Raw genomic sequence first — 24,614 nt, 5'->3', positions numbered from 1 at the left:
GGCTCGCTTGACGCTAGATCAAACTGACGGCGCGCAAGAGCGCCGATTACTTCAGTTCGACCGTGGCGCCGACAGCTTCGAGGTCCTTCTTGAACTTCTCGGCGTCTTCCTTCGAGACCTGCTCCTTCAGAACGCCACCGGCCTCGGTGAGGTCCTTGGCTTCCTTCAGGCCCAGGCCGGTGATGGCGCGGACGGCCTTGATCACGTCGACCTTCTTCTCGCCGGCGCTCTTCAGGATCACGTCGAACTCGGTCTGCGCTTCGGCAGCCGGGCCGGCGGCAGCCGGGCCAGCGGCCATCATGACCGGGGCGGCGGCGGACACGCCAAACTTCTCTTCGATGGCCTTCACCAGCTCCATCACTTCCATCAGCGACTTCGCGGCGACGGCTTCAACGATCTGTTCGTTGGTCAGGGACATGTTGATTTACCTCTGGAAATTGATTCGGTTGAAAAAGCGTCGAGCTGAGCGATCAAGCTTCGGCCGGGGCCGAGGCAACCGCTTCGCCACCACCCTGCTTGTCTGCCACGGCCTTGACGGCACGGGCGAACATGGCGGCCGGCTCGGCCAGCACGCGGGCCAGCATGGCGAGGGCTTCTTCGCGGGTCGGCAGCGAGGCCAGGACATCGACGTGGGCGGCCGGCAGCAGCTTGCCTTCCACGGAAACGACCTTCGCCTTCAGCTTGTCGTTGCTCTTGGCGAATTCCTTGATCAGGCGCCCGGCAGCGCCGGGTTCCTCGGTCGAGAACGCGTACAGCAGCGGACCGGTCAGGGCGTCCTTGACGACCTCGAACTCGGTACCCGCCACGGCGCGCGAAGCGAGCGTGTTCTTGACGACTTTCAAGAACACACCGGTCTCGCGGGCCTTCTTGCGCATCGCGGTCATTTGCTCGACCGTGGTGCCCGCGTACTCGGCGGCGACCAAGGAGTGGGCCTTGGCGGCGATCTCTGCCAGCTCGGCGACTACTTCTTGCTTCTGAGACAGATTGAGAGCCATTGCACTCCTCCAATTGAACTCCGCTTGCGGCTCCTGCCGCCGGCGGTCCTGAGCGACGCCCTCCTTGACGTCGGGGGCACGATTGCCCCGGGTGGTGGCCTTTCCAGAACAAAACAGAACCATTCCAGAAGGGGCAGCACCATCTACGCAGGCCGGATTCGCATTGGAACCCGATTAAGCGATCCCGCTGGCGACGACGGCGGTTCCCTGCCAATACGAGCTCCCTGCTCGTCGTCGTCGCGCGCTGATCGCGCCTGCGGTCTTTGACGGCGGCATCGGCACCTGGCCGGGCCTGCCCTCAAAAACGTGCCCGTGCCGGATTGGATCCGGCACGGGTCTTCATTCGCTTACTTGGCCGAAGCCGCCACGCTGGAGGTATCGACCGGAACGCCGACGCCCATCGTGCTGGACAGGGCGATCTTCTGCAGATACTGACCCTTGGCCGTGGCCGGCTTGGCCTTGAGCAGATCGGCGACCAGCGCGTTCAGGTTGTCCGCGAGCTGCGAAGCCTCGAAAGAGGCCTTGCCGATGGTGGCGTGGATGATGCCCGCCTTGTCGTTGCGGAACTTCACCTGGCCAGCCTTGGCGTTCTTGACGGCCGTGGCGACGTCGGCGGTGACCGAGCCGTCTTTCGGGTTCGGCATCAGGCCGCGGGGACCGAGCAGCTGGCCGAGCTTACCGACCACACGCATCGCGTCCGGCGTGGCGATCACGCGACCGAAGTCGAGCTCGCCCGCTTGCATGCGCTCGGCCAGATCGTCCATACCGACGGCATCGGCGCCGGCGGCCTTGGCGGCCTCAGCCTTCTCGCCAGCCGGAACGAACACGGCGACCTTGATGGTCTTGCCGGTGCCGTGCGGCAGCAGCGAGGAACCGCGCACGCCCTGATCGGACTTCTTGGCATCGATGCCGAGGCGGACGGCGACGTCCACGGACTCGGCGAACTTGGCCTTGGCGTTGTTCTTGACGATGGTCAAGGCTTCTTCCAGGCCATAGAGCTTGCCCGGCTGCACTGCCGCCTGGGCGGCCTTCATACGCTTCGTGAGCTTTGTCATGTCTTAGCCCTCCACCACCAGGCCCATGCTGCGCGCGCTACCAGCAATGGTGCGCACCGCAGCGTCCAGATCAGCAGCCGTGAGATCCGGCTCCTTCTGCTTCGCAACGTCTTCCAGCTGCTTGCGGGTGATCTTGCCGACCTTGTCGGTGTTCGGCTTGGACGAACCCTTGGCAACGCCGGTGACCTTCTTGATCAGCACGCTGGCAGGCGGGGTCTTGGTGATAAAGGTGAAGCTACGGTCGGAGTAGGCCGTGATGATTACCGGGATCGGAAGACCCGGCTCCATCTTCTGCGTGGCGGCGTTGAAGGCCTTGCAGAATTCCATGATGTTCAGGCCGCGCTGACCGAGGGCGGGACCCACCGGCGGCGACGGGTTGGCCTGACCGGCCTTGACCTGCAGCTTGATGTAACCGACGACTTTCTTTGCCATTGGATTTTCCTCGCGAGTTCGGGCGCCTTGCGGCTCCTCGCAGTGCACTTTCCCTGGATGAAGGACGGCCCGCGCTCCTGCGGACCCTGAAAAACGGGCACGCCGAGCCAGATGCCTCGGCGTGAACCGCGTAGTTTAAGGAGTGATCAAGTTTTAAGCAAGCCCCATGCCGGGGCTCGGGGTCAGGCCTTCTCGACCTGTCCGAATTCCAGCTCGACCGGGGTCGAGCGGCCGAAGATCAGCACCGCGACACGCAGGCGACTCTTCTCGTAATTGACCTCTTCGACTACGCCGTTGAAGTCGTTGAATGGACCGTCGGTCACGCGAACCATTTCACCCGGTTCAAACAAGACCTTCGGCTTGGGCTTCTCCACACCCTCGCGCACACGGCTCAGGATGGTGTCGGCTTCGCTGTCTCGGATCGGGAGCGGGCGATCGGCAGTGCCGCCGATGAAACCCATCACCTTCGGCGTTTCCTTGACCAAGTGCCAGCATTCGTCATCGATACGCGGGGCCTTGCCCTCGGTATCGGTCTCGATCTGCACCAGCACATAGCCAGGAAAGAATTTGCGATCGCTGCGGCGCTTCTGCCCGCCGCGCATCTCGATCACTTCCTCGGTCGGCACCAGCACCTCGCCGAACTTCTCTTCCATGCCGGCGCGCTTGATGCGCTCCTCGAGAGCCTTGCGGACCTGGTTCTCGAAACCCGAATAGGCGTGCACCACATACCAACGCTTGCTCATGCCCTTTACCTCACGAACCCAGCTTGAGCAGCCAGTCGAGCACGACCGACTTAAGGATGAGATCGATCACGCCCAGCAGCAGCGAAAGAACGATCACCACGATGATGATGATGCCAGTGGTCTTCAGCGTTTCGTCGCGCGTCGGCCAGACGACCTTACGCATTTCGAACTGGGACTCGCCCAGGAAATGACGCACACGGCGACCGAGCGCCGTGGTCGCCGCGATGGCCAGAGCCACCACCAGCGCCGCCAGCACGCCAATCAGGCGTACGGACGGGGAAATATTGGCGTCGTTACTGAACCAGGAATAGGCGAAGATACCGGCAGCCAGCACCAGCACGGCCAGCACCAGCTTAGCGATGTCGGCGGCGCCCGCTTCTTTGACGTTCGCGCCCTTGGGCTGTTCTGCCTTGGTATTCATGCGCAGCGATCGGATAAGAGCAGGCAACCGGGCCCCGAAGCCCCTGCTGCCACTCGCCACCCGTCTTCATTCCTCGGGAAGGTGGCACGCCAGGAGGGACTCGAACCCCCAACCTGCGGTTTTGGAGACCGCTGCTCTGCCAATTGAGCTACTGGCGTACGTTTGAAATCAGAGAAGCCGCTCGTCAGGCTCGCTGTAAGGGGATCGCCCTGCGGCGGCATCGGGGACGGCAACGATTGCGTTGCCAGCCCCTCCCTTCACAGCCCGCGAGGCGGGCGACTTCCCATAGTACTACTTACTTGATGATCTTGGCGACGACGCCGGCGCCGACGGTGCGGCCACCTTCGCGGATCGCGAAGCGCAGACCTTCGTCCATCGCAATCGGATGGATCAGGGTCGCCTTGATCTTAATGTTGTCGCCCGGCATCACCATCTCCACGCCTTCCGGCAGCTCGATGGCACCCGTCACGTCCGTCGTACGGAAGTAGAACTGCGGACGGTAGCCCTTGAAGAACGGCGTGTGACGACCACCTTCGTCCTTCGACAGCACGTAGATCTCGCCCTCGAACTCGGTGTGCGGCGTGATCGTGCCCGGCTTGGCCAGCACCTGGCCACGCTCCACGTCGTCACGCTTCAGACCGCGCAGCAGCAGGCCCGCATTGTCGCCCGCCTGGCCCTGGTCCAGCAGCTTGCGGAACATTTCCACGCCGGTCACGGTGGTCTTCTGGGTCGGACGGATACCGACCACTTCCACTTCGTCGCCCACCTTGATGATGCCGCGCTCGATACGACCGGTCACCACCGTGCCGCGACCCGAGATCGAGAACACGTCTTCCACCGGCATCAGGAACGACTTGTCGATCGCACGCACCGGCTCCGGAATGTACGTGTCCAGCGCATCCACCAGCTTGATGATCGCCGGCACGCCGATCTCCGACTGGTCGCCTTCCAGCGCCGCACGGGCCGAACCGATGATGATCGGGGTGTCGTCGCCCGGGAACTCGTACTTCGACAGCAGCTCGCGCACTTCCATCTCGACCAGCTCGAGCAGCTCCTTGTCGTCCACCATGTCCGCCTTGTTCAGGAAGACCACGATGTACGGCACGCCCACCTGGCGCGACAGCAGAATGTGCTCGCGCGTCTGCGGCATCGGGCCGTCTGCGGCCGAGCACACCAGGATCGCGCCGTCCATCTGCGCCGCACCCGTGATCATGTTCTTCACGTAGTCGGCGTGGCCCGGGCAGTCCACGTGCGCGTAATGGCGGGTCGGCGATTCGTATTCCACGTGCGCCGTCGAAATCGTGATACCGCGAGCCTTCTCTTCCGGCGCCGCGTCGATCGCGTCATACGCCTTGAACTCGCCGCCAAAACGCTCCGCACCCACCTTCGTCAGCGCAGCCGTCAGCGTCGTCTTGCCGTGGTCCACGTGACCGATCGTGCCGACGTTGACGTGCGGCTTGGTGCGTTCGAATTTACCCTTTGCCATACGCGCTAAACCCCGATGGAGTCAGATTCAAAGAAAAAAGTGGAATGCGATAACCGCAGCGACCAGCGAAGTGGTGCTCATGACTGGAATCGAACCAGCGACCTCTTCCTTACCAAGGAAGTGCTCTACCGACTGAGCTACATGAGCACGAAACACCCAGAACGAGATCAATGGAGCGGGAGACGGGAATCGAACCCGCACCATCAGCTTGGAAGGCTGAGGTTCTACCATTGAACTACTCCCGCCCTGCGCGGAACTCGTCTGGTGGAGGGAGGTGGATTCGAACCACCGAAGGCGTAAGCCAGCAGATTTACAGTCTGCCCCCGTTGGCCGCTTGGGTATCCCTCCAACAAAGAACGGCTATTGTGTGTATCAGCCCCGGTTCTGTCAACACCTGAACACGGAAAATCTACACGCCGAAAGCGCGCATTTTACGTTCTCGCACGCCTGCGATCAGCCTTCGCCGATCGCTCGCGTGTCGATCAGCTGCTCCATCTCCTTGGACAGATCCATCAGCCGCTTTGCCTGCGCCTGAAGCTGACGCTCGGCTTCGTCGCGGGGCTCCCACGCAGGCACCGGCGTGGGTTTGCCCTCCGGGCTGTCCAGCGCGACGAACACCATCACGCAGCTGGTCGCCAGGCGGTGTTCGCCTTTGCGCAGATCACGCGCCAGCACATCTACCGCCAGGTGCATGCTGGAGCGCCCGGTATGAATCAGCCGCGCCCTCACCGTCACCAGATCCCCGATCAGGATCGGCGCGACGAACTGAATGCCGCTCACCGACGCGGTAACGCAATACGCGCCGCTCCACGCCACCGCACAGGCATAGCCGGCCTGGTCGATCCACTTCATCACCATGCCGCCGTGCACTTTGCCACCGAAATTCACGTCGGTCGGCTGGGCGAGAAAACGGAAACTGACTTCGTGCTGCTTGCCTGGCATGGCGGCTCCGGCTGGCCGAACGGAAAGGGCGGCCATTATGCCCGCTGGCGCCCGTCATTCGACCCCGCCGTTCTGCTTATTCCAGCTCCAGCACCATGGGCGTGCTGACCACTCCCATGGGCGAACGCCCCTCGGGACCAGTCGGCATGAAACCCAGGCGCAGATAGAAGGGCAGCGCGCATCGCGACGCATTCAAGGTGAATCGCCGCGTGCCGGCACGACGAACGGCATCGGCCATGGCCCGGCGCCACAACCGGCGTGCGATACCCCGCCGTTGATATCGGGTGCCGACAAAAAGCTGCACCAGATGGGCGTCATCACGCATCGCGGCCACACCAGCCAACACCCCATCCAGATACGCCAGATGAAAACGCTGCCCTTCCTTCATCCGCTTCCGGATCCCCCGCGCGCCGAAACGCCTCAGCATCGCCAACCCAGCCTCTCGCGGCTGATCGGGAACCACCCAGCGACGCGCAACGCGACGCACCAGGACGCCGATCGCCGCCGCGTCTTCGGGACGCCCCATGCGCATGCGCAGTTGCTCCACATCGCCCTCCCGAGCCACCTGCTCCAACTGTATCGGCTTCCGCCGTGCCCTCCCCCGCCGTGAAGGATAGTCCCGAATGCATTCCATCCATGTCGGAACACCCCACGGCTACGCAAAAAAAAGCCCCGCATCGGCGGGGCTTTGTCGAAGCGGATCGAAGCTCCGCTCAGACGTTGAACAGAAAATGCAGCACGTCACCATCCTTGACGACGTAGTCCTTGCCTTCCTTGCGCAGACGACCCGCTGCCGCCGCACCCGACTCACCCTTGAACTGGATGAAGTCGTCGTACGAAACGGTCTCGGCACGGATGAAGCCACGCTCGAAATCGGTATGGATCACGCCCGCCGCCTGCGGCGCGGTGAAGCCGCGCTTGATCGTCCAGGCGCGCACTTCCTTCACGCCGGCAGTGAAGTAGGTCTGCAGGTTGAGCAGCTTGTAGCCGGCGCGGATCACGCGATTGAGGCCCGGCTCTTCCAGACCCAGATCCTTGAGGAACTCGTCGCGGTCAGCGTCGTCGAGCTGCGAAAGCTCTTCTTCGATGGCAGCGCACACGGGAACTACTTCCGCGCCCTCGGCTTCGGCGCGGGTGCGCACGGCGTCGAGATGCGGATTATTCTCGAAACCGTCCTCGCGCACGTTGGCGATGTACATCAGCGGCTTGAGCGTCAGCAGGAAAAGATCGCGCACCAGCGCCTTCTCCTCGTCATCCAGGCCCAGGCTGCGCGCCGTCTTGCCCTCGTTGAGGCCGGCGGCCAGCTTCTGCAGCACCGGGCGCTTGGCGATGGCCTCCTTGTCGTTGGCCTTGGCCGCACGCTCGGCACGGTTCAGCGCCTTCTCCACCGAGTCCAGGTCAGCCAGCGCCAGCTCGGTGTCGATGGTTTCGATATCCGCGATCGGATCGACTTTGCCGGCCACGTGCACAATGTCGCTGTGCTCGAAGCAGCGCACCACGTGCGCGATCGCATCCACCTCACGAATGTGGGCGAGGAACTTGTTACCCAGCCCCTCGCCCTTCGACGCGCCGGCCACCAGGCCTGCGATATCGACGAATTCGACGGCCGTCGGAATCACCTTCTGCGGGTTGACGATGTCCGACAGCGCCTGCAGGCGCGGATCCGGCACGGGCACCACGCCCACATTCGGCTCGATCGTGCAGAACGGGAAGTTGGCGGCGGCGATGCCCGCCTTGGTCAGCGCATTGAACAGAGTGGACTTGCCGACGTTAGGCAGTCCGACGATGCCGCATTTGATACCCATGGGGTGGATCCGCGAATTGGAAAATGGAGAACCGGTGATTGTACGGCCGGCGGCGACCTGCCGCCCGGGCTCACTTGGGCGGCGTGTGCAGCTGCTGCATGGCTTTGTCGAACTGGCCGTCCACCACCAGCGGCAGCACGTCCAGCGCACGGCCGATACCGTCCACGATGGCGTCCTCATCCTTGGCGGACGGACGCCCGAGCACCCATGGCGTCACCTTGTCCTTGTGGCCCGGGTGACCGATACCGACGCGCAGGCGGTGAAACTTGGCATGACCCAGGTGGGCGATGATGTCGCGCAGGCCGTTCTGGCCACCGTGGCCGCCGTCGAACTTCAGGCGCACCGTGCCGGGGTCCAGATCCAGCTCGTCATGGGCGACCAGGCACTCGGCCGGCTCGATCTTGTAGTAGCGCAGCGCCGAAGCCACGGCGATGCCGCTCTTATTCATGAAGGTGGCGGGCTTGAGCAGCCACACCGGCTCTCCGCCGATGCGCACCTTGCAAGTCTCGCCGTGCAGCTTGCCGTCGAAACCCCAGCGCTCGCCCTGCCCCGCTGCGAGGGCGTCCACAAACCAGAACCCGGCGTTGTGCCGGGTTCGGAGATATTCGGCACCGGGATTACCCAGCCCGACGATGAGGCGAAGACCCGCCATGGAGCGCCAGCAAGTACGCGACGTCGGCCCGCACCGGAAAGGCACGGGCCGACGGGCGGCTTACTTCTTGGCGTCCTTGTTGGCGTCGGCCGGAGCGGCCTCGCCCTCGGCAGCCGGCGCTTCCTCGACCTCTTCCTTCACCGTGTTGGCGGTGACGACGGCGATGTCGTGGTCGGCGCCCAGGTGCAGGGCCGGGATTTCCACGCCCTTCGGCAGCTTGAGCTGCGACAGGTGGACGATCTCGCCCGGCTTCAGGCCGGCCAGATCCAGCTCGATGAACTCCGGCAGATCCTTCGGCAAGCAGGACACTTCCACTTCGGTCAGGTTGTGCGAGATCACCACGCCGGAGGTCTTGCCGGCCGGAGACTTCTCCTGATTCAGGAAGTGCACCGGCACGTTCACGCGCACGGCCTCGTTCTCGTTGATGCGCAGGAAGTCCATGTGCAGCATCTGCTGCTTGAACGGATGCTTCTGCCAGTCGCGCACCAGCACCTTCTGCACCTTGCCGTCGACGTTCAGGTCGAGCACGGAGGAGAAGAACCACTCGTGACGGGCAGCGAGCAGGATGGTGTTGTGCTCGATCTGGATGCTTTCGGCGGGCTGACCCGCACCGTAGACGACGGCCGGCACGAAGTCCGCACGACGCAGGCGGCGGCTCGCACCTTTCCCCTCGTCCTTGCGGCTCTGGGCCTTGATTTCATGAATCTGTGCCATGTTGGCATTCCTACTTCAGTTGTGATCCGCCTCGCGGCGGTTTGGTGACTCCCTCGCGACCAAGGGAGCCGGGTGCGGAGCGAGGCCTCATCGGCCCCGCCCTCAATCCACGTAAAGCGAGCTGACCGATTCGCCGAACGCAATACGGCGGATGGTCTCCGCCAGCAGCTCGGCGACCGAAAGCTGGCGGATCTTGGCGCAGGCCTGGGCTTCCGGGCGCAGCGGCAGGGTATTAGTCACCACCAGCTGATCGAGCTGGGAGTTCTCGACGTTGCTGATCGCGGCGCCCGACAGCACCGGGTGCACGCAGTACGCCACCACCTTGCGGGCGCCGCGCTCCTTCAGCGCCGCGGCGGCCGCGCACAGGGTGCCGGCGGTGTCGACGATGTCGTCGACCAGCACGCAGGTCTTGCCGTCGACGTCGCCGATGATGTTCATCACCGTCGCCACGTTCGCCTTCGGACGGCGCTTGTCGATGATCGCCAGGTCGGCGTCGTCCAGGCGCTTGGCCAGCGCGCGGGCGCGCACTACGCCACCGACGTCGGGGCTCACCACGATCAGGTTGTCCATCGAGTGGTTGCGCCAGATGTCCGCCAGCAGCAGCGGCGAGGCATAGACGTTGTCCACCGGGATGTCGAAGAAGCCCTGGATCTGGTCCGCATGCAGGTCCACGGTGAGTACGCGGTCCACGCCGACGGTACCGATCATCTTGGCCACCATCTTCGCCGTGATCGGCACGCGCGCGGAGCGCGGGCGGCGATCCTGGCGGGCGTAGCCGAAGTACGGCATCACCGCGGTCACGCTGGCGGCCGAAGCACGCTTGAGCGCATCCACCAGGGTGAGCAGCTCGAACAGGTTCTCCGCGCTCGGCGCGCCCGTCGGCTGGATCACGAACACTTCCTGGCGACGGACGTTCTCCTCGATCTCGATCTGCGTCTCGCCATCGCTGAAACGGCCGACCAGCGCCTTGCCCAACGGCACGCCCAGTCGCGCGGCGACATCCTCGGCCAGGGCGCGGTGCGCGTTGCCGGTGAAGAGCATCGGGGTGGACGTGTCCACGGTCATTGCGGTGAGCCTTTGGCCATCTACGATTCAATGGCTGGGGCGGTAGGATTCGAACCTACGCATGCGGGAATCAAAATCCCGTGCCTTAACCGACTTGGCGACGCCCCAGTATTTCGTTGTTCGTTACCGCGCGAAGCTCAGGCGCCACCGTGGCGCGCCAATGCCTCGCGCAACGGGGAAACCTCGACACCCAAGGCCACACGTGCCGTGAATGCCGGCGGGCATTGCGCGGCGACGGCTTCCGCGCGCTCCTGCGACTTCGTCTCCAGGAACACGCAACCACCGCTGCCGGAAAGCCTCGCTCTGCCGAAGGCACCCAACCAGTCCAGCGCCGCGGCCACCTTGGGATGGCGCGCGCGTACGACCGGCTCGAACGCGTTTCCAGCGGTTTCGCCCGAAGCAAAGGATGAAATTGTGGCCGGCGGAGCATTTCGTGTCAATTCAGACGCTTGAAAAAGCGCCGCAGTGGGCACGTGCTCATGCGGGTCCAGCACCACATACCAGCGCGCCCGCAGGGTCAGCGGCGTCAGCTTCTCGCCTACGCCCTCGGCCCAGGCTGACCGGCCACGCACGAATACCGGCACATCGGCCCCGAGCTTCCGTCCCAGCTCGGCCAGCGCGTCCTCGTCCAGCCCGGTGCCCCACAGGTGGTTGAGCGCGACCAGCGCCGTGGCGGCATCCGAGCTGCCGCCGCCGAGACCGCCGCCCATGGGAATCCGCTTGTCGAGCTCGATGTCCGCCCCTGCGCCCGCCGGCGCGTACGGCTGCAGCAGGCGCGCGGCGCGCACGACCAGGTCATCTGCTTCGGGCACGCCCGGCACCTCGGTGAGGCGCCGGATGTCGCCATCCCGGCGCGGCCGCAGGCGGATCTCGTCGCCCCAGTCCAGCAGCCGGAACACCGTCTGCAACTCGTGGTAGCCATCTGCACGCCGACCAGTGATGCGCAAGAACAGGTTGAGCTTGGCCGGAGCGGGCCAGGCCGACCAGTCATCGGGTCCCGGTCGATCCAGGCGGCGGCTCATGAACACGCGCAGATCGTCCGGAAAACCGTTCTCCCGGTCCCGTTCCCACGCGAAGGCGAACGCCGGATCCTGTTTGTCCACCTCGACGAAACCGTGTCTGGCATAGAACGGCGCGTTCCACGGCACGTCCGCCAGGGTGCCCAGCGTGATCCGGCGGTAACCCGCGGCACGCGCCCAGGCACAGGCCTGTTCGAGCAGGGCCGCGCCGATGCCGCGCCGGCCCCAGTCCGGCAGCACGTCGATTTCGGCCACGCCGATGGCGTCGCCGCCCTCTTCGGTATCCAGCCAGATGAAGCCCACCGGCTCGCCGGAACCGTCGGCCAGAGCCACCCATACCAGGCCGCGCTCGATACCCATCCGCAGCAGGTCCGGCGGCATGGTCACGTGCGCATAGAAAGGCCAGGCGCGATGCCCGCGGAACAGTTCCATGGCCGCGCGCTCGATGGCGCACAAGGCCTCGACCTGCGCGGGCACGGCACGCGCGATGTGGTAGTTCATGTCGATTCCAGCTGGCGGCGGGACCCGCCGCGGGGCGCAAAGCCTACCTCACGTCGCCGCGTGCGATGCCTACTGGAATGTCCAGGACTCGATGGAGAGCCTTACGCGGTAAGGCGGCTTCTCCGCGAACACCTTCTTCGGTACCGGCGGTTGCCGCGCGGCGTCCCACTCGCGGTAGTCCACGTTCCAGCCGTCCTGCTGCAACAGCGACGGCAGCCGATCGGCGCCGAAGCTCAGCTCGGCCGGGCCGCCGTCTGCGCGCAGGCCGAGCACCCAGGCACGCAGATCGCGCAGCGGCACGTCCCAGCCTAGCGCCTTGAGCATCAGCGACTCCGCGTCCGGCCCGCGCAGCGGCCCGCCGTCCAGACCTTCCAGCAAGGCGCCGTCCGGGCCACCGCTCAGGCGGAAGCTCTTGCCGATCACCGGCGAACGCACCGTGAATTCATAGTGCTCGCCGTTCTGCGACCAGTTGAGGGTACCGCTGCCGCCGTCCTTGCCATCGGATACGCCCAGCTTGCCCTGCAGGACCCAATGGTCCGTCCCGCCGAGCGCGCGTTCACGCGCCTCCTGCTCCATGAGCAGGGCCGCGTCGCCCTTCATCCGCACAGCAGGCGGAGGCACACAGGCGGCGAGCAGCAGCGGCAGCGCCGCCGCCAGGATGCGAAGAGTGCGCTTCATGGATTGAGTCGCTTCAGGGTCTCGTGGAGGGAGGCGCTCTGCGGATCGATGCGGCGCACTTCGTCGAACACGCGCCGCGCATCCTCCTGCCGCCCTTGCTTCCACAACACTTCGCCCAGGTGCACGCCGACGTCGGCGTCCTTGCGCGTCTGCCAGGCGGTGCGCAGCGTCTTCTCGGCCTGGTCCAGATGGCCCAGGCGGTACTGCAGCCAACCCCAGGAATCGGCGATCGCCGGGTCGTCGGGCTTGGCCGAGCGCGCGGTCTGGATCAGCTGCTCGGCTTCCGGGAGGTCGCGGTTGGCATCGGCGAGCGTGTAGCCCAGCGCATTGGTCGCGTCGATGTCATCCGGCTTGAGCTGCAACAGCCGGCGAAAATCCGCCACTGCCTTGTCGGTATCCCCCGTCTCGGCATACGCGAGACCGCGGCCGTACAAAAGCTCCGGATCGTCCGGCACCACCTGCAGGGCGCGACTGAAGGCCGCCTCCGCCTGGGTGAATTTCTGCTCGCGCATGTACAGGCCGGCGTCCACCTCGTAGGCCCGGCGCAACTGTGCCGGCTGGTCGAGGTAGTCGGTCTGCATCTGCGTCAGCAGTTCGTGCGACTCGGTGTGACGCGCCATCTTGTGCAGCAGCACGGCGCTGCGCAGATCGGCGTCGAACGCGTGTTCGTCCTCGTCCGGCACCTGGCTGTACCAGTCCAGCGCCTCATCGTTCTTCTCGAGCATTTCGGCCAGCGTGCCCAGCAAGAACACATTGCTATCACGCGCGTCCTGGGGCGCACGCTGCAGTTGGCTGTACAGGCGGCCGATGGCCTTGGTGTCACCGGCGCGCGCGGCGAGGGTCGCGCGCAGACTGTAGGTATCGGCGTTCTGCGGTCCGTTTTCGAGCAACCGGCTGGCTGCGGCGTAGTCCCCGCTCTGCCCCAGCAGCGTCGCGTAGGCCAGGCGCAGCCCGGTGTTCTTCGGCTCGCGCGCCAGCGCTTTCTGGAACAGCCCCTGCGCGCCGGCGCGATCGCCGTTGCGGTATTTGAGCTGGCCTGCCCAGGCGTACGTCTCCGCGCTGTTGAAGCGCTTGATCGCGGCGTCGGCGATCTGCTGCGCATACGCGTGGCGCCCGAGCTTGTCGCCCAGTTCGCTCATCGCCAGCCAAGCCTGCGCATCTGCCGGCAGGCGCTGCGGCGTCGCCAGCGATTCCAGCAGGCGCGCGGCCAGCGCGGCGTCGCGGCTGCCCAGCAAGGCGCGGCCGAACTGGCGCCAGGCGTCCGGATCACCGCTGGAGACGAGGATTTCCAGCTGACGGCGGGCCTCGTCGGCGTCGCCTCGATCGAGTGCAAGCTGGGCGCGGGCCATGGACAGCTCGGCGGGCTTGGCGCCGAGCTGTTGCCAGCGCTCGATCGCGCTGGCGGCCAGATCGCCATCGTGGGTGGCCGTGGCCAGCCCGGCAGCCTGTTCGGCAATGCGCGGGTCGGCGCTCAGGCGCATCGCCTTGCCGTAGGCCGCGGCGGCGGACTTGAGGTCCGTCCGCACCAGCGCCATCTCGCCGGCGAGCAATTGCGCCATCAGATCGTGATCGAGGTCCGGGGTGACCACCGTGAGGTGGTCCAGCGGCTGCGTCGGCGCCGCCGGCCTCGAGGCCGGACGCCCGGGCGCGGTAGCGCAGCCGGTGACGACCGCCAGCAGCACGCCGCTCGCCGCAAAATGCCGCAGTTGCTTGAACTTGGCCAACCTGCTCAGCACACTATTCTCCGTTCATCCGCCATTGACAGCCGTCGTCGCGAGGGGAACGGCCGGTGCCACGGTCTAGTTTACGCCGCCGGATGCCTGCCGCCTCCAAACAACTCCCACCATGCCGCTGATCGCCCTAGGGCTCAATCACCTCACCGCACCGGTCCAGCTGCGCGAGCAAGTGGCGTTCGACGAATCGAACACCGGCTCGGCATTGCTGGAGCTGGCCCGCGAGCCCGGCGTGGAAGAGGCGATGATCCTCTCCACCTGCAACCGCACCGAGCTTTACGTCAGCGTGGCACCGGGTGCCGAGGCCGTACCGGAGACCTGGCTCAGCCGGCACCATCAGCTGACTCCCGGCAAGCTCGATGAGTTCCTCTACCGCCACGACGAAGACGCGGCCGTGCGTCACATGTTCCGCGTCGCCACGGGACTGGACTCCATGGTGCTGGGTGAACCGCAGATCCTCGGCCAGGTGAAGGACGCCTATCAGCTCGCGCGCGACGCGCAGGCGCTGCGCGCGCCGATGGACCGCCTCCTGCAACACACCTTCGCCGTGGCCAAGCGGGTACGCACCGATACGCGCATCGGCGCGCATACCGTGTCCGTCGCGTTTACCGCCGTGCGCCTGGCCGAGCAGGTGTTCGCCGACCTCAAGCAAGCCTGCGTGCTGCTGATCGGCGCCGGCGACACCATCGAACTGGCCGCGCGCCATCTCGCCGACAAGCAGGTGCGCCGCCTGATCGTGGCCAACCGCACGCTGGAGAATGCGCAGGAACTTGCCAGCCGCCATGGTGGCTACGCGATCGGCCTGCACGATCTGCCGCAGCACCTGGCCGAGGCGGATATCGTGATTTCCTCCACGGCGGCGCGACAGCCGATCGTGACCCGACCGATGGTGGAAAAAGCCATCGGCGCGCGCCGGCGTCGCCCGATGTTCATGGTGGACATCGCGGTGCCGCGCGACATCGAGCCGACCGTGGGCGAACTCGAAGATGTCTTCCTCTATGGCATCGACGACCTGCGCCAGGTGATCGACGACAATCGCCGCTCGCGCGAAGCCGCCGCGCGCGAAGCCGACGCCATCATCGACCTGCAGGTGGAACGCTACATGGCCTGGCGCCGCGCGCTCACCCTGCGCAACCCCGCGGTGGACATGCGCCAGCACGCCGAGCTCTATCGCGACGAAGTGCTGGAGAAGGCGCGCGCCATGCTCGCGCGCGGCAAGTCGCCGGACGAGGCTCTGGCTTTTCTCGCCAACACGCTCACCAACAAGCTGCTGCATCACCCCAGCGCTCGCCTGCGCGAAGCCGCGCTGGCCGGCGACATGGACCTGCTGCACGCGGCCGGACGCCTGTACGGACTGGACGGGAACGAACCGGAGCCGGGAGCCTAGCGGGCCAGCCAGACACCGCTCGCCCATGGCCGACGCAGGCCGCGCCCCGCTCTCACCCTTCCCGCTCCGATGACGCCATCCATCCTCCGCAAACTCGAATCCCTCGCCGAACGCCACGAAGAAGTAGGCATGCTGCTGGCGCAGCCCGATGTGCTGGCCGATGGCACGCGCTTCCGCGAGCTCTCGCGTGAGTACGCGCAGCTAGAGCCGGTGACTGCCGCGCTGCGCGAACACCGCCAGGCGGAACGCGAGCTGGCCGAATCGCGCACGATGCTGGCCGACCCGGACATGCGCGAACTGGCCGCAGACGACGTGGCGCGGCTGGAGGCCCGCCTCGCCGAACTCGACGGCGAATTGCAGATCCTGCTGCTGCCGAAGGATCCGCGCGACGAGGCCAATCTGTTCCTCGAGGTCCGCGCCGGCGCGGGCGGCGACGAGGCGGCGATCTTCGCCGGCGACGTCTTCCGCATGTACACGCGCTATGCCGAGCGGCAAGGCTGGCACGTGGAAATCCTCAGCGAACATGCCGGCGAGCACGGCGGCTACAAAGAGATCGTCGCGCGCATCGAAGGCCGCGGCGCCTTCTCCCGGCTCAAGTTCGAATCCGGCGTGCATTGCGTGAAGCGCGTGCCGGCCACCGAATCACAGGGCCGCGTGCACACCTCCACCGCGACCGTGGCGGTGCTGCCGGAACTGGACGACATCCAGGACGTGGAGATCGCCCCGGCGGACCTGAAGATCGACACCTTCCGTGCCTCCGGCGCCGGCGGCCAGCACGTCAACAAAACCGACTCGGCCATCCGCATCACCCATCTGCCCAGCGGCCTGGTGGTGGAATGCCAGGACGAGCGCAGCCAGCACAAGAACCGCGCGCGGGCGATGAGCCTGCTCAAGGCGCGACTGCTCGACGAAGCGCAGTCCAAGCAGGTCGCCGAGCAGGCCCAGTCGCGCCGCCTGCAGGTGGGCAGCGGCGATCGCAGCCAGCGCATCCGCACCTATCGCTACAAGGACAACCTGGTGACCGATCACCGCATCGGGCTGGACCTGTACCGCCTGCCGGAAATCATGCAAGGCGACCTGGACGAACTGGTCGGCACCTTGCTGCGCGAGCATCAGGCCGACCAGCTCAAGGCGCTCGCCTGAGCTCCCGCCTCCCGTCGACGCCTGCCTGCAATCTGGCGCTGCGCACCGGATCACGCACGCGCCGATTGGCAGTAAAGACAGCGTGAGTTAGCTTGCGCGGGATGAAGCAGGTCTCACGCTCCGAACTCCTCGCCCATTACCACCAGTTGGCCCGATTGCTCGACCGCGGTGATGCCGTCGAGGCCGAAGCGCTGGCGGCGCGCGCGCGCGCCGACTCCCCCGAGGATGCGGAGACCGCCCGCCTGCACGGCATCGCGCTGATCCAGCTGGGCCGCCATGCCGAGGCACGCGAGGCGCTGGAGGCTGCCGCTCGCCTCGCGCCCGAGAGCGTGGAAATCCCCTGCAACCTCGCCAGCCTGCAGCTCGAACAAGGCGAGGTGGAGGGTGCGATCGGACGCTTGCGCGCCGCGCTGCGCAACCATCCCGGCCACGCCGCCATTCTCCTTACGCTCGGCAATGCGCTGATGGCGGCGGCGCGCTATGCGCAGGCGCGCGAGTCCTACGCCATGGCCACCCACGGCGCCCCTCAGCACGCTGGCCTGCGCCTCAACCTGGCCGCGGCGGAACTGGAGCTGGGCAATCTGGATCAGGCCCTCGCGCACACCGAAGAAGCGTTGCAGCTGGCGCCCGATTTCGACGGCGCGTTCGCCCTGCGCGCCCGCGCGCTGCAGGCGCAGGGCCGTTTCCAGGAAGCCGCCCGGGACTGGCTGCAAGCGGAGCAGCTGGCGCCGGAAAATCCGCTCTATCCCTTCCATGCCGGCATGCTGCTGGACGATGCCGGCGATCTGCCTCAGGCGGCTGCCGCGTTCGAGCGTGCCCTGCGCCTGGACGCCGCCTCCGGCGCCGCGCTCGCCATGCTGGTATTCGCGCGGCGCCGTCTATGCGACTGGCGCGATCTGGACGAATTGACCGCACGCCTGCATCGCGCGGTGGCCGAAGGCCGCGACGGCGTCATGCCGTTCGCCTTCCTTGCCGAAGACGCCAGCGCCGCCGAACAGCGCCGCTGCGCGACGACCTTCGCCGCCAGCGTGGCCCCGCAAGCCGCGGCGCTGCGAGAGACGCTGGATCTCGCCCAGGCACAAGGCGCAGCAGGCGAACCCGTACGCGTGGGCTTCGTTTCCAACGGCTTCGGCGAGCGCCCGATCGGCGAACTCACTGTCGCCATGCTGGAGCACCTGGGCCGTCTGCTGGACGTGCACCTGTTCTGCATGATGCCGGACGATGGCGGCCGCATCCGCCGCCGGCTCGCCGCCGCGGCCACCGTGCACGACGTGTCCCGCCTGCAGCCGCCGGAACTGGCCCGGCATATTCACCAGGCCGGCATCGAGGTGCTGTTCGACCTGCGCAGCTACGGTGGCGGCGCGAACAGCGACCTGTTCGAATTCCGGCCGGCGCCGGTGCAGGTGAACTGGCTCGCCTATCCGGCGACGTCCGGCGCATCGTGGACGGACTATCTGCTCACCGACGCGATCGCCATGCCGTCGCCGCTGCGGCAGGATTTCAGCGAAAAAATCGTGCGCCTGCCGCGCTGCGCCCTGCCCATGGACGACACGCTGATACCCGGCGCACCACCGCCGCGCGCCGCCTGCGGCCTGCCGGAGCAAGGCACCGTGTTCGCCAGCTTTAATGGCCACCACAAGCTCAACCCGGCCGCGTTCGCGCGGTTCATGCTGATCCTGCAGCAAGTGCCCGGCAGCGTGCTGTGGCTGCTCGGCGGCGGACACGGCATCGAGGACCGGCTGCGTGCCGCGGCTGGCGCCATGGAGGTCGATCCGTCGCGCCTGGTCTTCATGCCGCGCCTGCCGCACGCGGAGCATCTGGCGCGTCTGGCTCACGCCGACCTGTTCCTCGATACCCTGCCCTGCAACGCCCAGTCCACCGCGGTCGATGCGCTGCTGGCCGGCTGCCCGGTGCTTACCGGCCTGGGCCAGACGCTGGCCGGTCGCCAGTGCGCCAGCCTGCTCTATCACGCCGGGCTGCCGGAACTGGTCGCCGAGGACGAGGAATCGTTCATCACCATGGCGGTGCATCTGGGTAACGATGGCGACGCGCTTGCAACACTGCGCCGCCACCTGCGCGAAAACCGCAAGCACCACCCGCTGTTCGATATGCAAGGCTTCGCGGCGGACTTCCGCCGCGCCGTGCATGCGATGAGCGCGCGCCACCGCATCGGGCGCCCGCCGATCGATCTGGACCTGCCTGCCGCCTGAGGAGCACCACCATGAGCAAGTCGGACAAGCACTACCGCAAGACCATGGAGTCGTTGCAGATCGAGCTGGCCGGCATGCACCGCTGGCTCAAGCGCACCGGACATCGCGTGGCGGTGATCTTCGAAGGACGCGACGCGGCCGGCAAGGGCGGCACCATCAAGGCGATCACTCAATCGATGGATACGCGCGGCTACCGCGTCGTGGCGCTGGGCAAGCCCAGCGAGACCGAGGCCTCGCAGTGGTACTTCCAGCGCTACGTGCCGCATCTGCCTGCGGCCGGCGAACTCGTGCTGTTCGACCGCAGCTGGTACAACCGCGCGGTGGTGGAACCGGCCATGGGTTTCTGTACGCGCAAGCAGCAGGAAGCGTTCCTGCGCGCCGCGCCGCACTTCGAAAAGCTGCTCACCGACGACGGCATCCTGCTGGTGAAGTACTGGCTCGCCGTCGACCAGAAGGAACAGGAAGAACGCTTCGCCGAACGCGCGCAAGACCCGCTCAAGCGCTGGAAGCTGTCGCCGGTGGATCTGGCCTCGCGCGACAAGTACGAGGAAGTCGGCCAGCTGCGCGACGAAATGATCGAGCGCACGCACCGGCCGAACGCGCCCTGGTTCGTGGTCGATTACAACGACCAGAAGCGCGGCCGCATCAATCTGATCCGGCACCTGCTCGAACACCTCCCGCGCAAGGAGGAGACCATTCCGGAAGTGAAGCTGCCCAAGCTCAAGGGCAAGCCGCGCCGCGAGGACGTCACCGACAAGGCGCTATGGGTGCCCGATACCATCGGGTCCGACGACGCCTGATCCTGCCGGCTAGCCGGTGCGGAAATCCTCCGGCGGTTCGCCGCTCCACGCCTCCCGCAGCACGCGCTCCACCCGCGCAGCGGGCGGCCCTTCCCACAGCCAGCGCTCCAGCGCGTCCACGGCCGCGGCGTCGCCGCAGGCGAGTACTTCGACCGAGCCATCCGCTAGATTCCTGGCATGGCCGGTCAGCGCCAGGTCCCGCGCCTGCTCACGCGCACTGGCGCGATAGAACACACCCTGCACGCGCCCGCTGACGATGAACAGCGCGGCGGCCATCGTGTGCTTACTTACCCTTGCCCAGGCCGATCGCATCGCCCAGCGAGGCTTCGGTCACCGGGCCGACGAAACGCTTGACCACCTTTCCATCGGGACCGATCAGCCAGGTAGTGGGCAGGCCGCGCGGCTCGTCGAAATCCTGCACCGGCTTGTCGAGGGTGACCTGTGCGATCGGGTAGCTCACCGGATGTTTGGCGAGAAAGGCCTGGATGTCGGCCTTGTCCGTGTCCTCGTAGGCCAGGCCGATCGCCGCCACCTTGTCCTTGTGCGCGCTGACGAAGCGAGAGATGTCCGGCATCTCCTTGATGCACGGCACGCACCAGGTGGCCCAGTAATTGACGATCACGTACTTGCCGCGCTGCTGCGCGAGGTCGTACGGCTTGCCGTCGAGCGTGGTCACCTTGAGGGTGGGCTGCGCGGGCATGGCGGCCTGTGCCGCCGGCAGGCCAAACGCGGCGGCCGCGCCGAAAACGATGCTGGGGAACCACTTCATACAGCCATTTCCTTCGAGGTTGGCGCTGCGTCGGGCGTGTGGGGAAAGACCCGGTCCAGCTTTGCGTCCAGGGTTTCGCTCAGCATCCGCGCGGCCGTGCAGAGCAATTGCAGCAGCTCGTCCGGCAGGCGGATGCCCAGCGCCTGCGCTTCGCCGGCAGGGTCCAGCGGCAGACGATACCCCGCATGCCGGTACACGCGCAGCAAGTCGGTGGCGTCGAGGCTGCGGCTGAGCAGCCAGCCGCCGGATTCACTGCGCTGGACCAGGTCCGCGCGCTGCAGGTCTTCGAAAAACGCGCTGATCGCGCCGCTGCGCAGGTACGGCTCGCTGAGGCGCACCATGGCCGGATCCACGCTGTAGCCCTTGCGCTGGGCATCGACGAAATGCCGCAGCACCACCATCAGGCCGAGGAATTCCGAACCCTCGGGCAAGCATTCGGACGGCGCCTGGTATTCGTAGGCGGAGACGGAGGCGGCGATCGACGCGCCGAGGATCACGATGATCCACGACAGATAGATCCACAGCAGGAAGATCGGCAGCGCCGCCAGCGCCGCGCCGTAGATCTGCTGATAGGTCTGCGCATGGCGCACGAACAGCGAGAAACCCCACCGCGCGATCTCGAACAGCAGCGCGCCGAGCACCGCGCCGATCGCGGCGTGCTTGAACGACACCGGCCGGTTCGGCACCACCACGTAGAGCAGCCACAGCGTGATGAACGTGACCACGAACGGCAACGCATTCAACAGATAGGCACCGAAGCCCATGCCGGCGGCGCTTTTGATCAGCGGCAGTGCCGTCACGTACGAACTGGCCACCAGGCCGCCGACCACCAGGATCGGCCCCAGCGTCAGCGCGGCCCAGTACAGCAGCAGGCGCGAGCCCCAGCTGCGTGGCCGGTGCACGCGCCAGATGCGGTTGAGGCGATCTTCGATGCTGACCATCATCGAGATGGCGCTGAACAGCATCACCAGCACACTGATGCCGGTGAGCTTGCTGGCGTTGTCGGCGAACGCCAGCAGCGCGCCCTTCACCGTATCCGCCGCGGCCGGCATCAAATTGAAGACGAAATCGATCAGCGTATTGCGCCATTCGGCAAATACGGGGAAGGCGGAGAACATCGCCAGTACCGCCACTACCAGGGGCACCAGCGATACCAGTGTCGTGTACGACAGTGCGCCCGCGGTCTCGAAGCACTTGTCGTCAATGAAGCGCTGCCACAGGAAGCGGCTGAAGCTGGTGGTGCGGTCGCGATCGATGCGCCAGGCCATGCGAATCCTCTAAGCGTGCCGCCGCGCGGCGGCGGCTACATGGGCGGGTCGGACGGTACACTACCCGATCCGCACCGAACGCCCCAACCCGCGAGCCGCGCGCATGAGCCGAGACATCCTAGTCCTCTACTACAGCCGCACCGGCCACACGGCCAGGCTCGCACGGCTGATCGCACGCGGCGTGGAGGAAGTCCCCGGCATGCAGGCGCGCCTGCGCCAGGTGCCGCCGGTGGCGCCGGTCACCGAGGTGGCGCAGCCGCCGGAACCGGAAGAAGGCGCGCCCTACGCGACCCGCCAGGACCTGGCCGAATGCGCCGGCCTCGCGCTGGGCAGCCCTACCCGCTTCGGCAACATGGCGGCGCCGCTCAAGCATTTCCTCGACAGCACCGGTGCCGAATGGGCCAGCGGCACGCTCGCGGGCAAGCCGGCGGCGGTGTTCACCTCGACGAGCACGATGCACGGCGGGCAGGAGTCCACGCTGCTGAGCATGGCGCTGCCGTTGCTGCACCATGGCATGTTGCTCGTCGGCGTGCCGTATACGGAGGCCGCGCTCACCGCCACGCAGAGCGGCGGCACGCCCTACGGCGCCAGCCATGTCGCCGGCCCGCACGGCGACAACGCCATCAGCGAGCACGAGCGTGATCTGGCGCGTGCACTTGGCCGGCGCCTCGCGGACGTCGCGCGCAGGCTGGACGCCGCGCCATGACCGCGCAGGCTCTGCCTCGCGCCTATCGCCTCGGTCTGGCCGCATGGGCCGGCCTCGTGCTGCTGCAGGTGCTGTGGCATGGCCTGTGGTTTCCCGCCCAGCGGCTGCCGGTGTCGGCGGTGCTGCTGATCACCGTGGTCCCGCTGCTGCTGCCGCTGCTCGCGCTGCGCCGCGATGTGCGCCGTGCGCTGCTGTGGGTGGGCATCCTGAGCCTGTTCTATTTCTGCCACGGCATCGCCGAGGGCTGGAGTTCTTCCAGCGAGCGCTGGCTGGCCCTGGCGGAGATCGTGCTCACGTTGCTGCTGATCGGCGCGCTGGGCGCGGGGGTGCAGCGCAAGCCGGCACGTTGAGCGACGCTGCACGAAGGCCGAACAAGCACCCGCCTATACTCCTCAGGGCAACACTTCTCTGCCCAGGGAGGGCCGCATGGGATTCCTGCAAGAAGCGCCGCAGCTGGCGCATCCGTACCGCGACGACCGCCTGCTGGTCGACCTGCTCGACCGCGCGCTGCCGCCGGACCGTCGCGCCGCGATCGAACCCGACCTCGATGCACTCGGCGACTACGCGCGCCTGGCCTGGCGGCGCGTCTGCACCACGACGCGGCGCAAGCCGGTGCTGACCCAATGGGATGCCTGGGGTCGCCGCGTCGACCGCATCGAGCTGACCCCGGCCTGGCAGGAAGGCCCGCTGCTGACCACGCGCCACGCGGTGCTGGCCGCCGGTCACGAGCCGCACGCCGATGCTCGCCTGGAGGAATTCGCCCGCGTCTACCTCTATCACCTGGCCAGCGAGTTCTATACGTGCCCGCTGGCGATGACCGACGGCGCGGCCACCGCACTCAAAGCTTCCGGCAACGCAGCGCTCATCGACCGCGCGCTGCCGCACTTCCTGAGCCGCGATCCGGCCGCGTTCTGGCTCAGCGGCCAGTGGATGACCGAGAACGCCGGCGGTTCCGACGTCGGCAACACCCAGACGGTGGCCAGGCAGGATGCGGATGGCCAATGGCGTCTCTACGGGCGCAAATGGTTCAGTTCCGCCGTGGTGGGCGAGGCAGCACTGGCGCTGGCTCGCCCCGAGGGCGCTGGCAGCGGCCCCGCCGCGCTGGCGCTGTTCTATGTGGAGACCATGGACGACGGACAGCGCAAGCCCGAGCTGGTCATCGATCGTCTGAAGGACAAGCTCGGCACCCACGAACTGCCCACCGCCGAGATCCACCTGGAAGGCCTGCCCGCCTGGCCCTTGGGCGAGCTCGAGCACGGCGTGCGTCAGGTCGCGCCGATGCTCAACGTCACGCGCACCTGGAACGCCATCTGCGCGGTCGCCAGCATGGCGCGTGCGCTGCACCTGGCGCGCGACTACGCCCGCCGCCGCCAGGCCTTCGGCCGAGCGCTGATCGAGCAGCCGCTGCATGCCCACACCCTGGCCGGCATGCAGGCCGAGTTCGAGGCGGCTTTTGCGCTGGCGTTCGAAGTGGCGCACCTGCTCGGCCGGGTCGAGCAGCATGCCGCCACGCCGCAGGAAGCCGCGCTGCTGCGCCTGCTCACGCCCCTGGCCAAGCTGTGGACCGGCAAACTTTCGATCCAGCTGTGCTCCGAAGCGCTGGAGTGCTTCGGCGGTGCCGGCTATATCGAGGACACCGGCCTGCCCCAGCTGCTGCGCGATGCGCAGGTCTATGCGATCTGGGAAGGCACCACCAACGTGCTGTCGCTGGACAGCCTGCGCGCCCTCGCCGGCAACGCGCCCGGCGCCTTGCGCGAATGCATCGGCCACTGGCTGGCCGACAGCGACGACCTGCACGCCGCCAGCGCCGTGCAGCACACGCTGGACGCGGCGATGCGCTGGCTCGACGCGCACACCGCCCAGCGCGACGCACTGGAAGCCGGCGCCCGCGGCCTCGCCCTCACCTTGGCCCGCTGCACGGCAGCGGCGCTGCTGGCGCGGCAGGCGGCATGGTCCAAGCGCCAGCGCGGCGACCTGCGCCCCGGTGCGGCGCTGCGCCGCTTCGTCGCCCATGGACTGGACCGGCTGGATACGATCGATCCGGCGGACACGATCCTGCTGGCGTAGCTCGGGGCAAGCCGCAGTTGAAC

Annotated in this window: 26 protein-coding genes and 5 tRNA genes; 7 read left to right on the top strand and 24 right to left on the bottom strand. The window is 66.9% G+C overall.

Features of this window, described 5'->3' with window-relative positions; genetic code table 11:
- Positions 1 to 46: 46 nt before the first annotated feature.
- From rplL to ACNR9O_RS02975, 21 genes are all read right to left on the bottom strand, one after another.
- The gene (gene rplL, locus ACNR9O_RS03075) at positions 47 to 418 is read right to left on the bottom strand and encodes a 50S ribosomal protein L7/L12 (RefSeq protein WP_473682995.1); all 372 of its coding nucleotides are present in this window, start codon (positions 416 to 418) and stop codon (positions 47 to 49) included.
- Positions 419 to 470: 52 nt separating this feature from the next.
- A complete protein-coding gene (gene rplJ, locus ACNR9O_RS03070; RefSeq protein ID WP_473700740.1) occupies positions 471 to 995 on the bottom strand; it encodes a 50S ribosomal protein L10 in 525 nt (174 codons plus the stop codon).
- 347 nt (positions 996 to 1,342) lie between these two features.
- Positions 1,343 to 2,050: a 50S ribosomal protein L1 gene (gene rplA / locus ACNR9O_RS03065; RefSeq protein WP_473682999.1), complete on the bottom strand. Its 708-nt coding sequence runs from the start codon at positions 2,048 to 2,050 to the stop codon at positions 1,343 to 1,345.
- Positions 2,051 to 2,053: 3 nt separating this feature from the next.
- Positions 2,054 to 2,482 carry a 50S ribosomal protein L11 gene (gene rplK / locus ACNR9O_RS03060; RefSeq protein WP_115480003.1) on the bottom strand — a complete coding sequence of 143 codons (429 nt, stop codon included), beginning with the start codon at positions 2,480 to 2,482 and terminating at the stop codon, positions 2,054 to 2,056.
- A gap of 182 nt (positions 2,483 to 2,664) precedes the next feature.
- Complete coding sequence (nusG, locus tag ACNR9O_RS03055) at positions 2,665 to 3,225, bottom strand: transcription termination/antitermination protein NusG (protein ID WP_473683002.1); 561 nt, start codon at positions 3,223 to 3,225, stop codon at positions 2,665 to 2,667.
- Between the two features lie 10 nt (positions 3,226 to 3,235).
- Entirely contained in the window at positions 3,236 to 3,646 is a 411-nt protein-coding gene (gene secE / locus ACNR9O_RS03050) for a preprotein translocase subunit SecE (RefSeq protein WP_473683004.1), read from the bottom strand.
- A gap of 82 nt (positions 3,647 to 3,728) precedes the next feature.
- A tRNA-Trp gene (locus ACNR9O_RS03045) sits at positions 3,729 to 3,804 on the bottom strand.
- Positions 3,805 to 3,941: 137 nt separating this feature from the next.
- Positions 3,942 to 5,132 carry an elongation factor Tu gene (gene tuf / locus ACNR9O_RS03040; RefSeq protein ID WP_473682983.1) on the bottom strand — a complete coding sequence of 397 codons (1,191 nt, stop codon included), beginning with the start codon at positions 5,130 to 5,132 and terminating at the stop codon, positions 3,942 to 3,944.
- 71 nt (positions 5,133 to 5,203) lie between these two features.
- A tRNA-Thr gene (locus ACNR9O_RS03035) sits at positions 5,204 to 5,279 on the bottom strand.
- A gap of 24 nt (positions 5,280 to 5,303) precedes the next feature.
- A tRNA-Gly gene (locus ACNR9O_RS03030) sits at positions 5,304 to 5,377 on the bottom strand.
- Positions 5,378 to 5,394: 17 nt separating this feature from the next.
- A tRNA-Tyr gene (locus ACNR9O_RS03025) sits at positions 5,395 to 5,480 on the bottom strand.
- Positions 5,481 to 5,585: 105 nt separating this feature from the next.
- Positions 5,586 to 6,074, bottom strand: coding sequence for an acyl-CoA thioesterase (locus tag ACNR9O_RS03020; protein WP_473683006.1), 489 nt, complete (start codon positions 6,072 to 6,074; stop codon positions 5,586 to 5,588).
- 76 nt (positions 6,075 to 6,150) lie between these two features.
- Complete coding sequence (locus ACNR9O_RS03015) at positions 6,151 to 6,621, bottom strand: GNAT family N-acetyltransferase (RefSeq protein WP_473683008.1); 471 nt, start codon at positions 6,619 to 6,621, stop codon at positions 6,151 to 6,153.
- A gap of 166 nt (positions 6,622 to 6,787) precedes the next feature.
- A complete protein-coding gene (ychF, locus tag ACNR9O_RS03010; protein WP_473683010.1) occupies positions 6,788 to 7,879 on the bottom strand; it encodes a redox-regulated ATPase YchF in 1,092 nt (363 codons plus the stop codon).
- Between the two features lie 70 nt (positions 7,880 to 7,949).
- Complete coding sequence (gene pth, locus ACNR9O_RS03005; protein ID WP_473683012.1) at positions 7,950 to 8,531, bottom strand: aminoacyl-tRNA hydrolase; 582 nt, start codon at positions 8,529 to 8,531, stop codon at positions 7,950 to 7,952.
- A 60-nt stretch (positions 8,532 to 8,591) separates the two neighbouring features.
- Positions 8,592 to 9,245 carry a 50S ribosomal protein L25/general stress protein Ctc gene (locus ACNR9O_RS03000; protein ID WP_473683014.1) on the bottom strand — a complete coding sequence of 218 codons (654 nt, stop codon included), beginning with the start codon at positions 9,243 to 9,245 and terminating at the stop codon, positions 8,592 to 8,594.
- A gap of 102 nt (positions 9,246 to 9,347) precedes the next feature.
- The gene (locus ACNR9O_RS02995) at positions 9,348 to 10,286 is read right to left on the bottom strand and encodes a ribose-phosphate diphosphokinase (RefSeq protein ID WP_473700739.1); all 939 of its coding nucleotides are present in this window, start codon (positions 10,284 to 10,286) and stop codon (positions 9,348 to 9,350) included.
- A 55-nt stretch (positions 10,287 to 10,341) separates the two neighbouring features.
- Positions 10,342 to 10,418: transfer RNA gene (locus ACNR9O_RS02990), tRNA-Gln, on the bottom strand.
- Between the two features lie 29 nt (positions 10,419 to 10,447).
- The gene (gene ispE / locus ACNR9O_RS02985) at positions 10,448 to 11,830 is read right to left on the bottom strand and encodes a 4-(cytidine 5'-diphospho)-2-C-methyl-D-erythritol kinase (protein WP_473683018.1); all 1,383 of its coding nucleotides are present in this window, start codon (positions 11,828 to 11,830) and stop codon (positions 10,448 to 10,450) included.
- 69 nt (positions 11,831 to 11,899) lie between these two features.
- On the bottom strand, positions 11,900 to 12,508 hold the full coding sequence (gene lolB, locus ACNR9O_RS02980) for a lipoprotein insertase outer membrane protein LolB (protein WP_473683020.1): 609 nt from the start codon (positions 12,506 to 12,508) through the stop codon (positions 11,900 to 11,902).
- Positions 12,505 to 14,244 (bottom strand): tetratricopeptide repeat protein, encoded by a 1,740-nt coding sequence (locus tag ACNR9O_RS02975; RefSeq protein WP_473683022.1) that lies wholly within the window; start codon positions 14,242 to 14,244, stop codon positions 12,505 to 12,507. The genes lolB and ACNR9O_RS02975 overlap by 4 nt, the downstream gene beginning before the upstream one ends.
- A 109-nt stretch (positions 14,245 to 14,353) precedes the next feature.
- On the opposite strand from ACNR9O_RS02975, the gene hemA reads away from it, so the two are divergent.
- The 4 genes from hemA to ppk2 all read left to right on the top strand — a co-directional run bounded on the left by hemA (position 14,354) and on the right by ppk2 (position 19,781).
- Complete coding sequence (gene hemA / locus ACNR9O_RS02970) at positions 14,354 to 15,628, top strand: glutamyl-tRNA reductase (protein WP_473683024.1); 1,275 nt, start codon at positions 14,354 to 14,356, stop codon at positions 15,626 to 15,628.
- A gap of 69 nt (positions 15,629 to 15,697) precedes the next feature.
- A complete protein-coding gene (prfA, locus tag ACNR9O_RS02965) occupies positions 15,698 to 16,771 on the top strand; it encodes a peptide chain release factor 1 (RefSeq protein ID WP_473683026.1) in 1,074 nt (357 codons plus the stop codon).
- 101 nt (positions 16,772 to 16,872) lie between these two features.
- Positions 16,873 to 18,981: an O-linked N-acetylglucosamine transferase family protein gene (locus tag ACNR9O_RS02960; protein ID WP_473683028.1), complete on the top strand. Its 2,109-nt coding sequence runs from the start codon at positions 16,873 to 16,875 to the stop codon at positions 18,979 to 18,981.
- An 11-nt stretch (positions 18,982 to 18,992) separates the two neighbouring features.
- Complete coding sequence (ppk2, locus tag ACNR9O_RS02955) at positions 18,993 to 19,781, top strand: polyphosphate kinase 2 (protein WP_473683030.1); 789 nt, start codon at positions 18,993 to 18,995, stop codon at positions 19,779 to 19,781.
- Between the two features lie 9 nt (positions 19,782 to 19,790).
- On the opposite strand, the gene ACNR9O_RS02950 is transcribed toward ppk2, so the two are convergent.
- From ACNR9O_RS02950 to ACNR9O_RS02940, 3 genes are read right to left on the bottom strand one after another with little or no spacing between them, the layout of a single operon-like run.
- A complete protein-coding gene (locus tag ACNR9O_RS02950) occupies positions 19,791 to 20,057 on the bottom strand; it encodes an acylphosphatase (protein ID WP_473683032.1) in 267 nt (88 codons plus the stop codon).
- Positions 20,058 to 20,064: 7 nt separating this feature from the next.
- Positions 20,065 to 20,550 (bottom strand): TlpA family protein disulfide reductase, encoded by a 486-nt coding sequence (locus ACNR9O_RS02945; protein ID WP_473683034.1) that lies wholly within the window; start codon positions 20,548 to 20,550, stop codon positions 20,065 to 20,067.
- The gene (locus tag ACNR9O_RS02940) at positions 20,547 to 21,818 is read right to left on the bottom strand and encodes a YihY family inner membrane protein (protein WP_473683036.1); all 1,272 of its coding nucleotides are present in this window, start codon (positions 21,816 to 21,818) and stop codon (positions 20,547 to 20,549) included. The genes ACNR9O_RS02945 and ACNR9O_RS02940 overlap by 4 nt, the downstream gene beginning before the upstream one ends.
- A gap of 103 nt (positions 21,819 to 21,921) precedes the next feature.
- Here ACNR9O_RS02940 and wrbA point away from each other — a divergent pair, with 103 nt between their 5' ends.
- The 3 genes from wrbA (at position 21,922) to ACNR9O_RS02925 (ending at position 24,591) form a co-directional block, all read left to right on the top strand.
- The gene (gene wrbA / locus ACNR9O_RS02935; RefSeq protein ID WP_473683038.1) at positions 21,922 to 22,524 is read left to right on the top strand and encodes an NAD(P)H:quinone oxidoreductase; all 603 of its coding nucleotides are present in this window, start codon (positions 21,922 to 21,924) and stop codon (positions 22,522 to 22,524) included.
- Complete coding sequence (locus tag ACNR9O_RS02930; RefSeq protein ID WP_473683040.1) at positions 22,521 to 22,874, top strand: DUF2069 domain-containing protein; 354 nt, start codon at positions 22,521 to 22,523, stop codon at positions 22,872 to 22,874. The genes wrbA and ACNR9O_RS02930 overlap by 4 nt, the downstream gene beginning before the upstream one ends.
- Positions 22,875 to 22,950: 76 nt before the next feature.
- The gene (locus ACNR9O_RS02925; RefSeq protein WP_473683042.1) at positions 22,951 to 24,591 is read left to right on the top strand and encodes an acyl-CoA dehydrogenase family protein; all 1,641 of its coding nucleotides are present in this window, start codon (positions 22,951 to 22,953) and stop codon (positions 24,589 to 24,591) included.
- Positions 24,592 to 24,614 lie beyond the last annotated feature (23 nt).

This window comes from Dyella sp. CR10 (assembly GCF_055814425.1).
Note: the sequence above shows the minus strand (reverse complement) of the source record. Positions and strands in the feature narration are given on the sequence as shown.

What these genes read in the sequence shown, in the direction of transcription:
- rplL (WP_473682995.1), bottom strand. Translation starts at nt 418, where the DNA reads ATGTCCCTGACCAACGAACAGATCGTTGAAGCCGTCGCCGCGAAGTCG.
- rplJ (WP_473700740.1), bottom strand. Translation starts at nt 995, where the DNA reads ATGGCTCTCAATCTGTCTCAGAAGCAAGAAGTAGTCGCCGAGCTGGCA.
- rplA (WP_473682999.1), bottom strand. Translation starts at nt 2,050, where the DNA reads ATGACAAAGCTCACGAAGCGTATGAAGGCCGCCCAGGCGGCAGTGCAG.
- rplK (WP_115480003.1), bottom strand. Translation starts at nt 2,482, where the DNA reads ATGGCAAAGAAAGTCGTCGGTTACATCAAGCTGCAGGTCAAGGCCGGT.
- nusG (WP_473683002.1), bottom strand. Translation starts at nt 3,225, where the DNA reads ATGAGCAAGCGTTGGTATGTGGTGCACGCCTATTCGGGTTTCGAGAAC.
- secE (WP_473683004.1), bottom strand. Translation starts at nt 3,646, where the DNA reads ATGAATACCAAGGCAGAACAGCCCAAGGGCGCGAACGTCAAAGAAGCG.
- tuf (WP_473682983.1), bottom strand. Translation starts at nt 5,132, where the DNA reads ATGGCAAAGGGTAAATTCGAACGCACCAAGCCGCACGTCAACGTCGGC.
- ACNR9O_RS03020 (WP_473683006.1), bottom strand. Translation starts at nt 6,074, where the DNA reads ATGCCAGGCAAGCAGCACGAAGTCAGTTTCCGTTTTCTCGCCCAGCCG.
- ychF (WP_473683010.1), bottom strand. Translation starts at nt 7,879, where the DNA reads ATGGGTATCAAATGCGGCATCGTCGGACTGCCTAACGTCGGCAAGTCC.
- pth (WP_473683012.1), bottom strand. Translation starts at nt 8,531, where the DNA reads ATGGCGGGTCTTCGCCTCATCGTCGGGCTGGGTAATCCCGGTGCCGAA.
- ACNR9O_RS03000 (WP_473683014.1), bottom strand. Translation starts at nt 9,245, where the DNA reads ATGGCACAGATTCATGAAATCAAGGCCCAGAGCCGCAAGGACGAGGGG.
- ACNR9O_RS02995 (WP_473700739.1), bottom strand. Translation starts at nt 10,286, where the DNA reads ATGCTCTTCACCGGCAACGCGCACCGCGCCCTGGCCGAGGATGTCGCC.
- ispE (WP_473683018.1), bottom strand. Translation starts at nt 11,830, where the DNA reads ATGAACTACCACATCGCGCGTGCCGTGCCCGCGCAGGTCGAGGCCTTG.
- lolB (WP_473683020.1), bottom strand. Translation starts at nt 12,508, where the DNA reads ATGAAGCGCACTCTTCGCATCCTGGCGGCGGCGCTGCCGCTGCTGCTC.
- hemA (WP_473683024.1), top strand. Translation starts at nt 14,354, where the DNA reads ATGCCGCTGATCGCCCTAGGGCTCAATCACCTCACCGCACCGGTCCAG.
- prfA (WP_473683026.1), top strand. Translation starts at nt 15,698, where the DNA reads ATGACGCCATCCATCCTCCGCAAACTCGAATCCCTCGCCGAACGCCAC.
- ACNR9O_RS02960 (WP_473683028.1), top strand. Translation starts at nt 16,873, where the DNA reads ATGAAGCAGGTCTCACGCTCCGAACTCCTCGCCCATTACCACCAGTTG.
- ppk2 (WP_473683030.1), top strand. Translation starts at nt 18,993, where the DNA reads ATGAGCAAGTCGGACAAGCACTACCGCAAGACCATGGAGTCGTTGCAG.
- ACNR9O_RS02950 (WP_473683032.1), bottom strand. Translation starts at nt 20,057, where the DNA reads ATGGCCGCCGCGCTGTTCATCGTCAGCGGGCGCGTGCAGGGTGTGTTC.
- ACNR9O_RS02945 (WP_473683034.1), bottom strand. Translation starts at nt 20,550, where the DNA reads ATGAAGTGGTTCCCCAGCATCGTTTTCGGCGCGGCCGCCGCGTTTGGC.
- ACNR9O_RS02940 (WP_473683036.1), bottom strand. Translation starts at nt 21,818, where the DNA reads ATGGCCTGGCGCATCGATCGCGACCGCACCACCAGCTTCAGCCGCTTC.
- wrbA (WP_473683038.1), top strand. Translation starts at nt 21,922, where the DNA reads ATGAGCCGAGACATCCTAGTCCTCTACTACAGCCGCACCGGCCACACG.
- ACNR9O_RS02930 (WP_473683040.1), top strand. Translation starts at nt 22,521, where the DNA reads ATGACCGCGCAGGCTCTGCCTCGCGCCTATCGCCTCGGTCTGGCCGCA.
- ACNR9O_RS02925 (WP_473683042.1), top strand. Translation starts at nt 22,951, where the DNA reads ATGGGATTCCTGCAAGAAGCGCCGCAGCTGGCGCATCCGTACCGCGAC.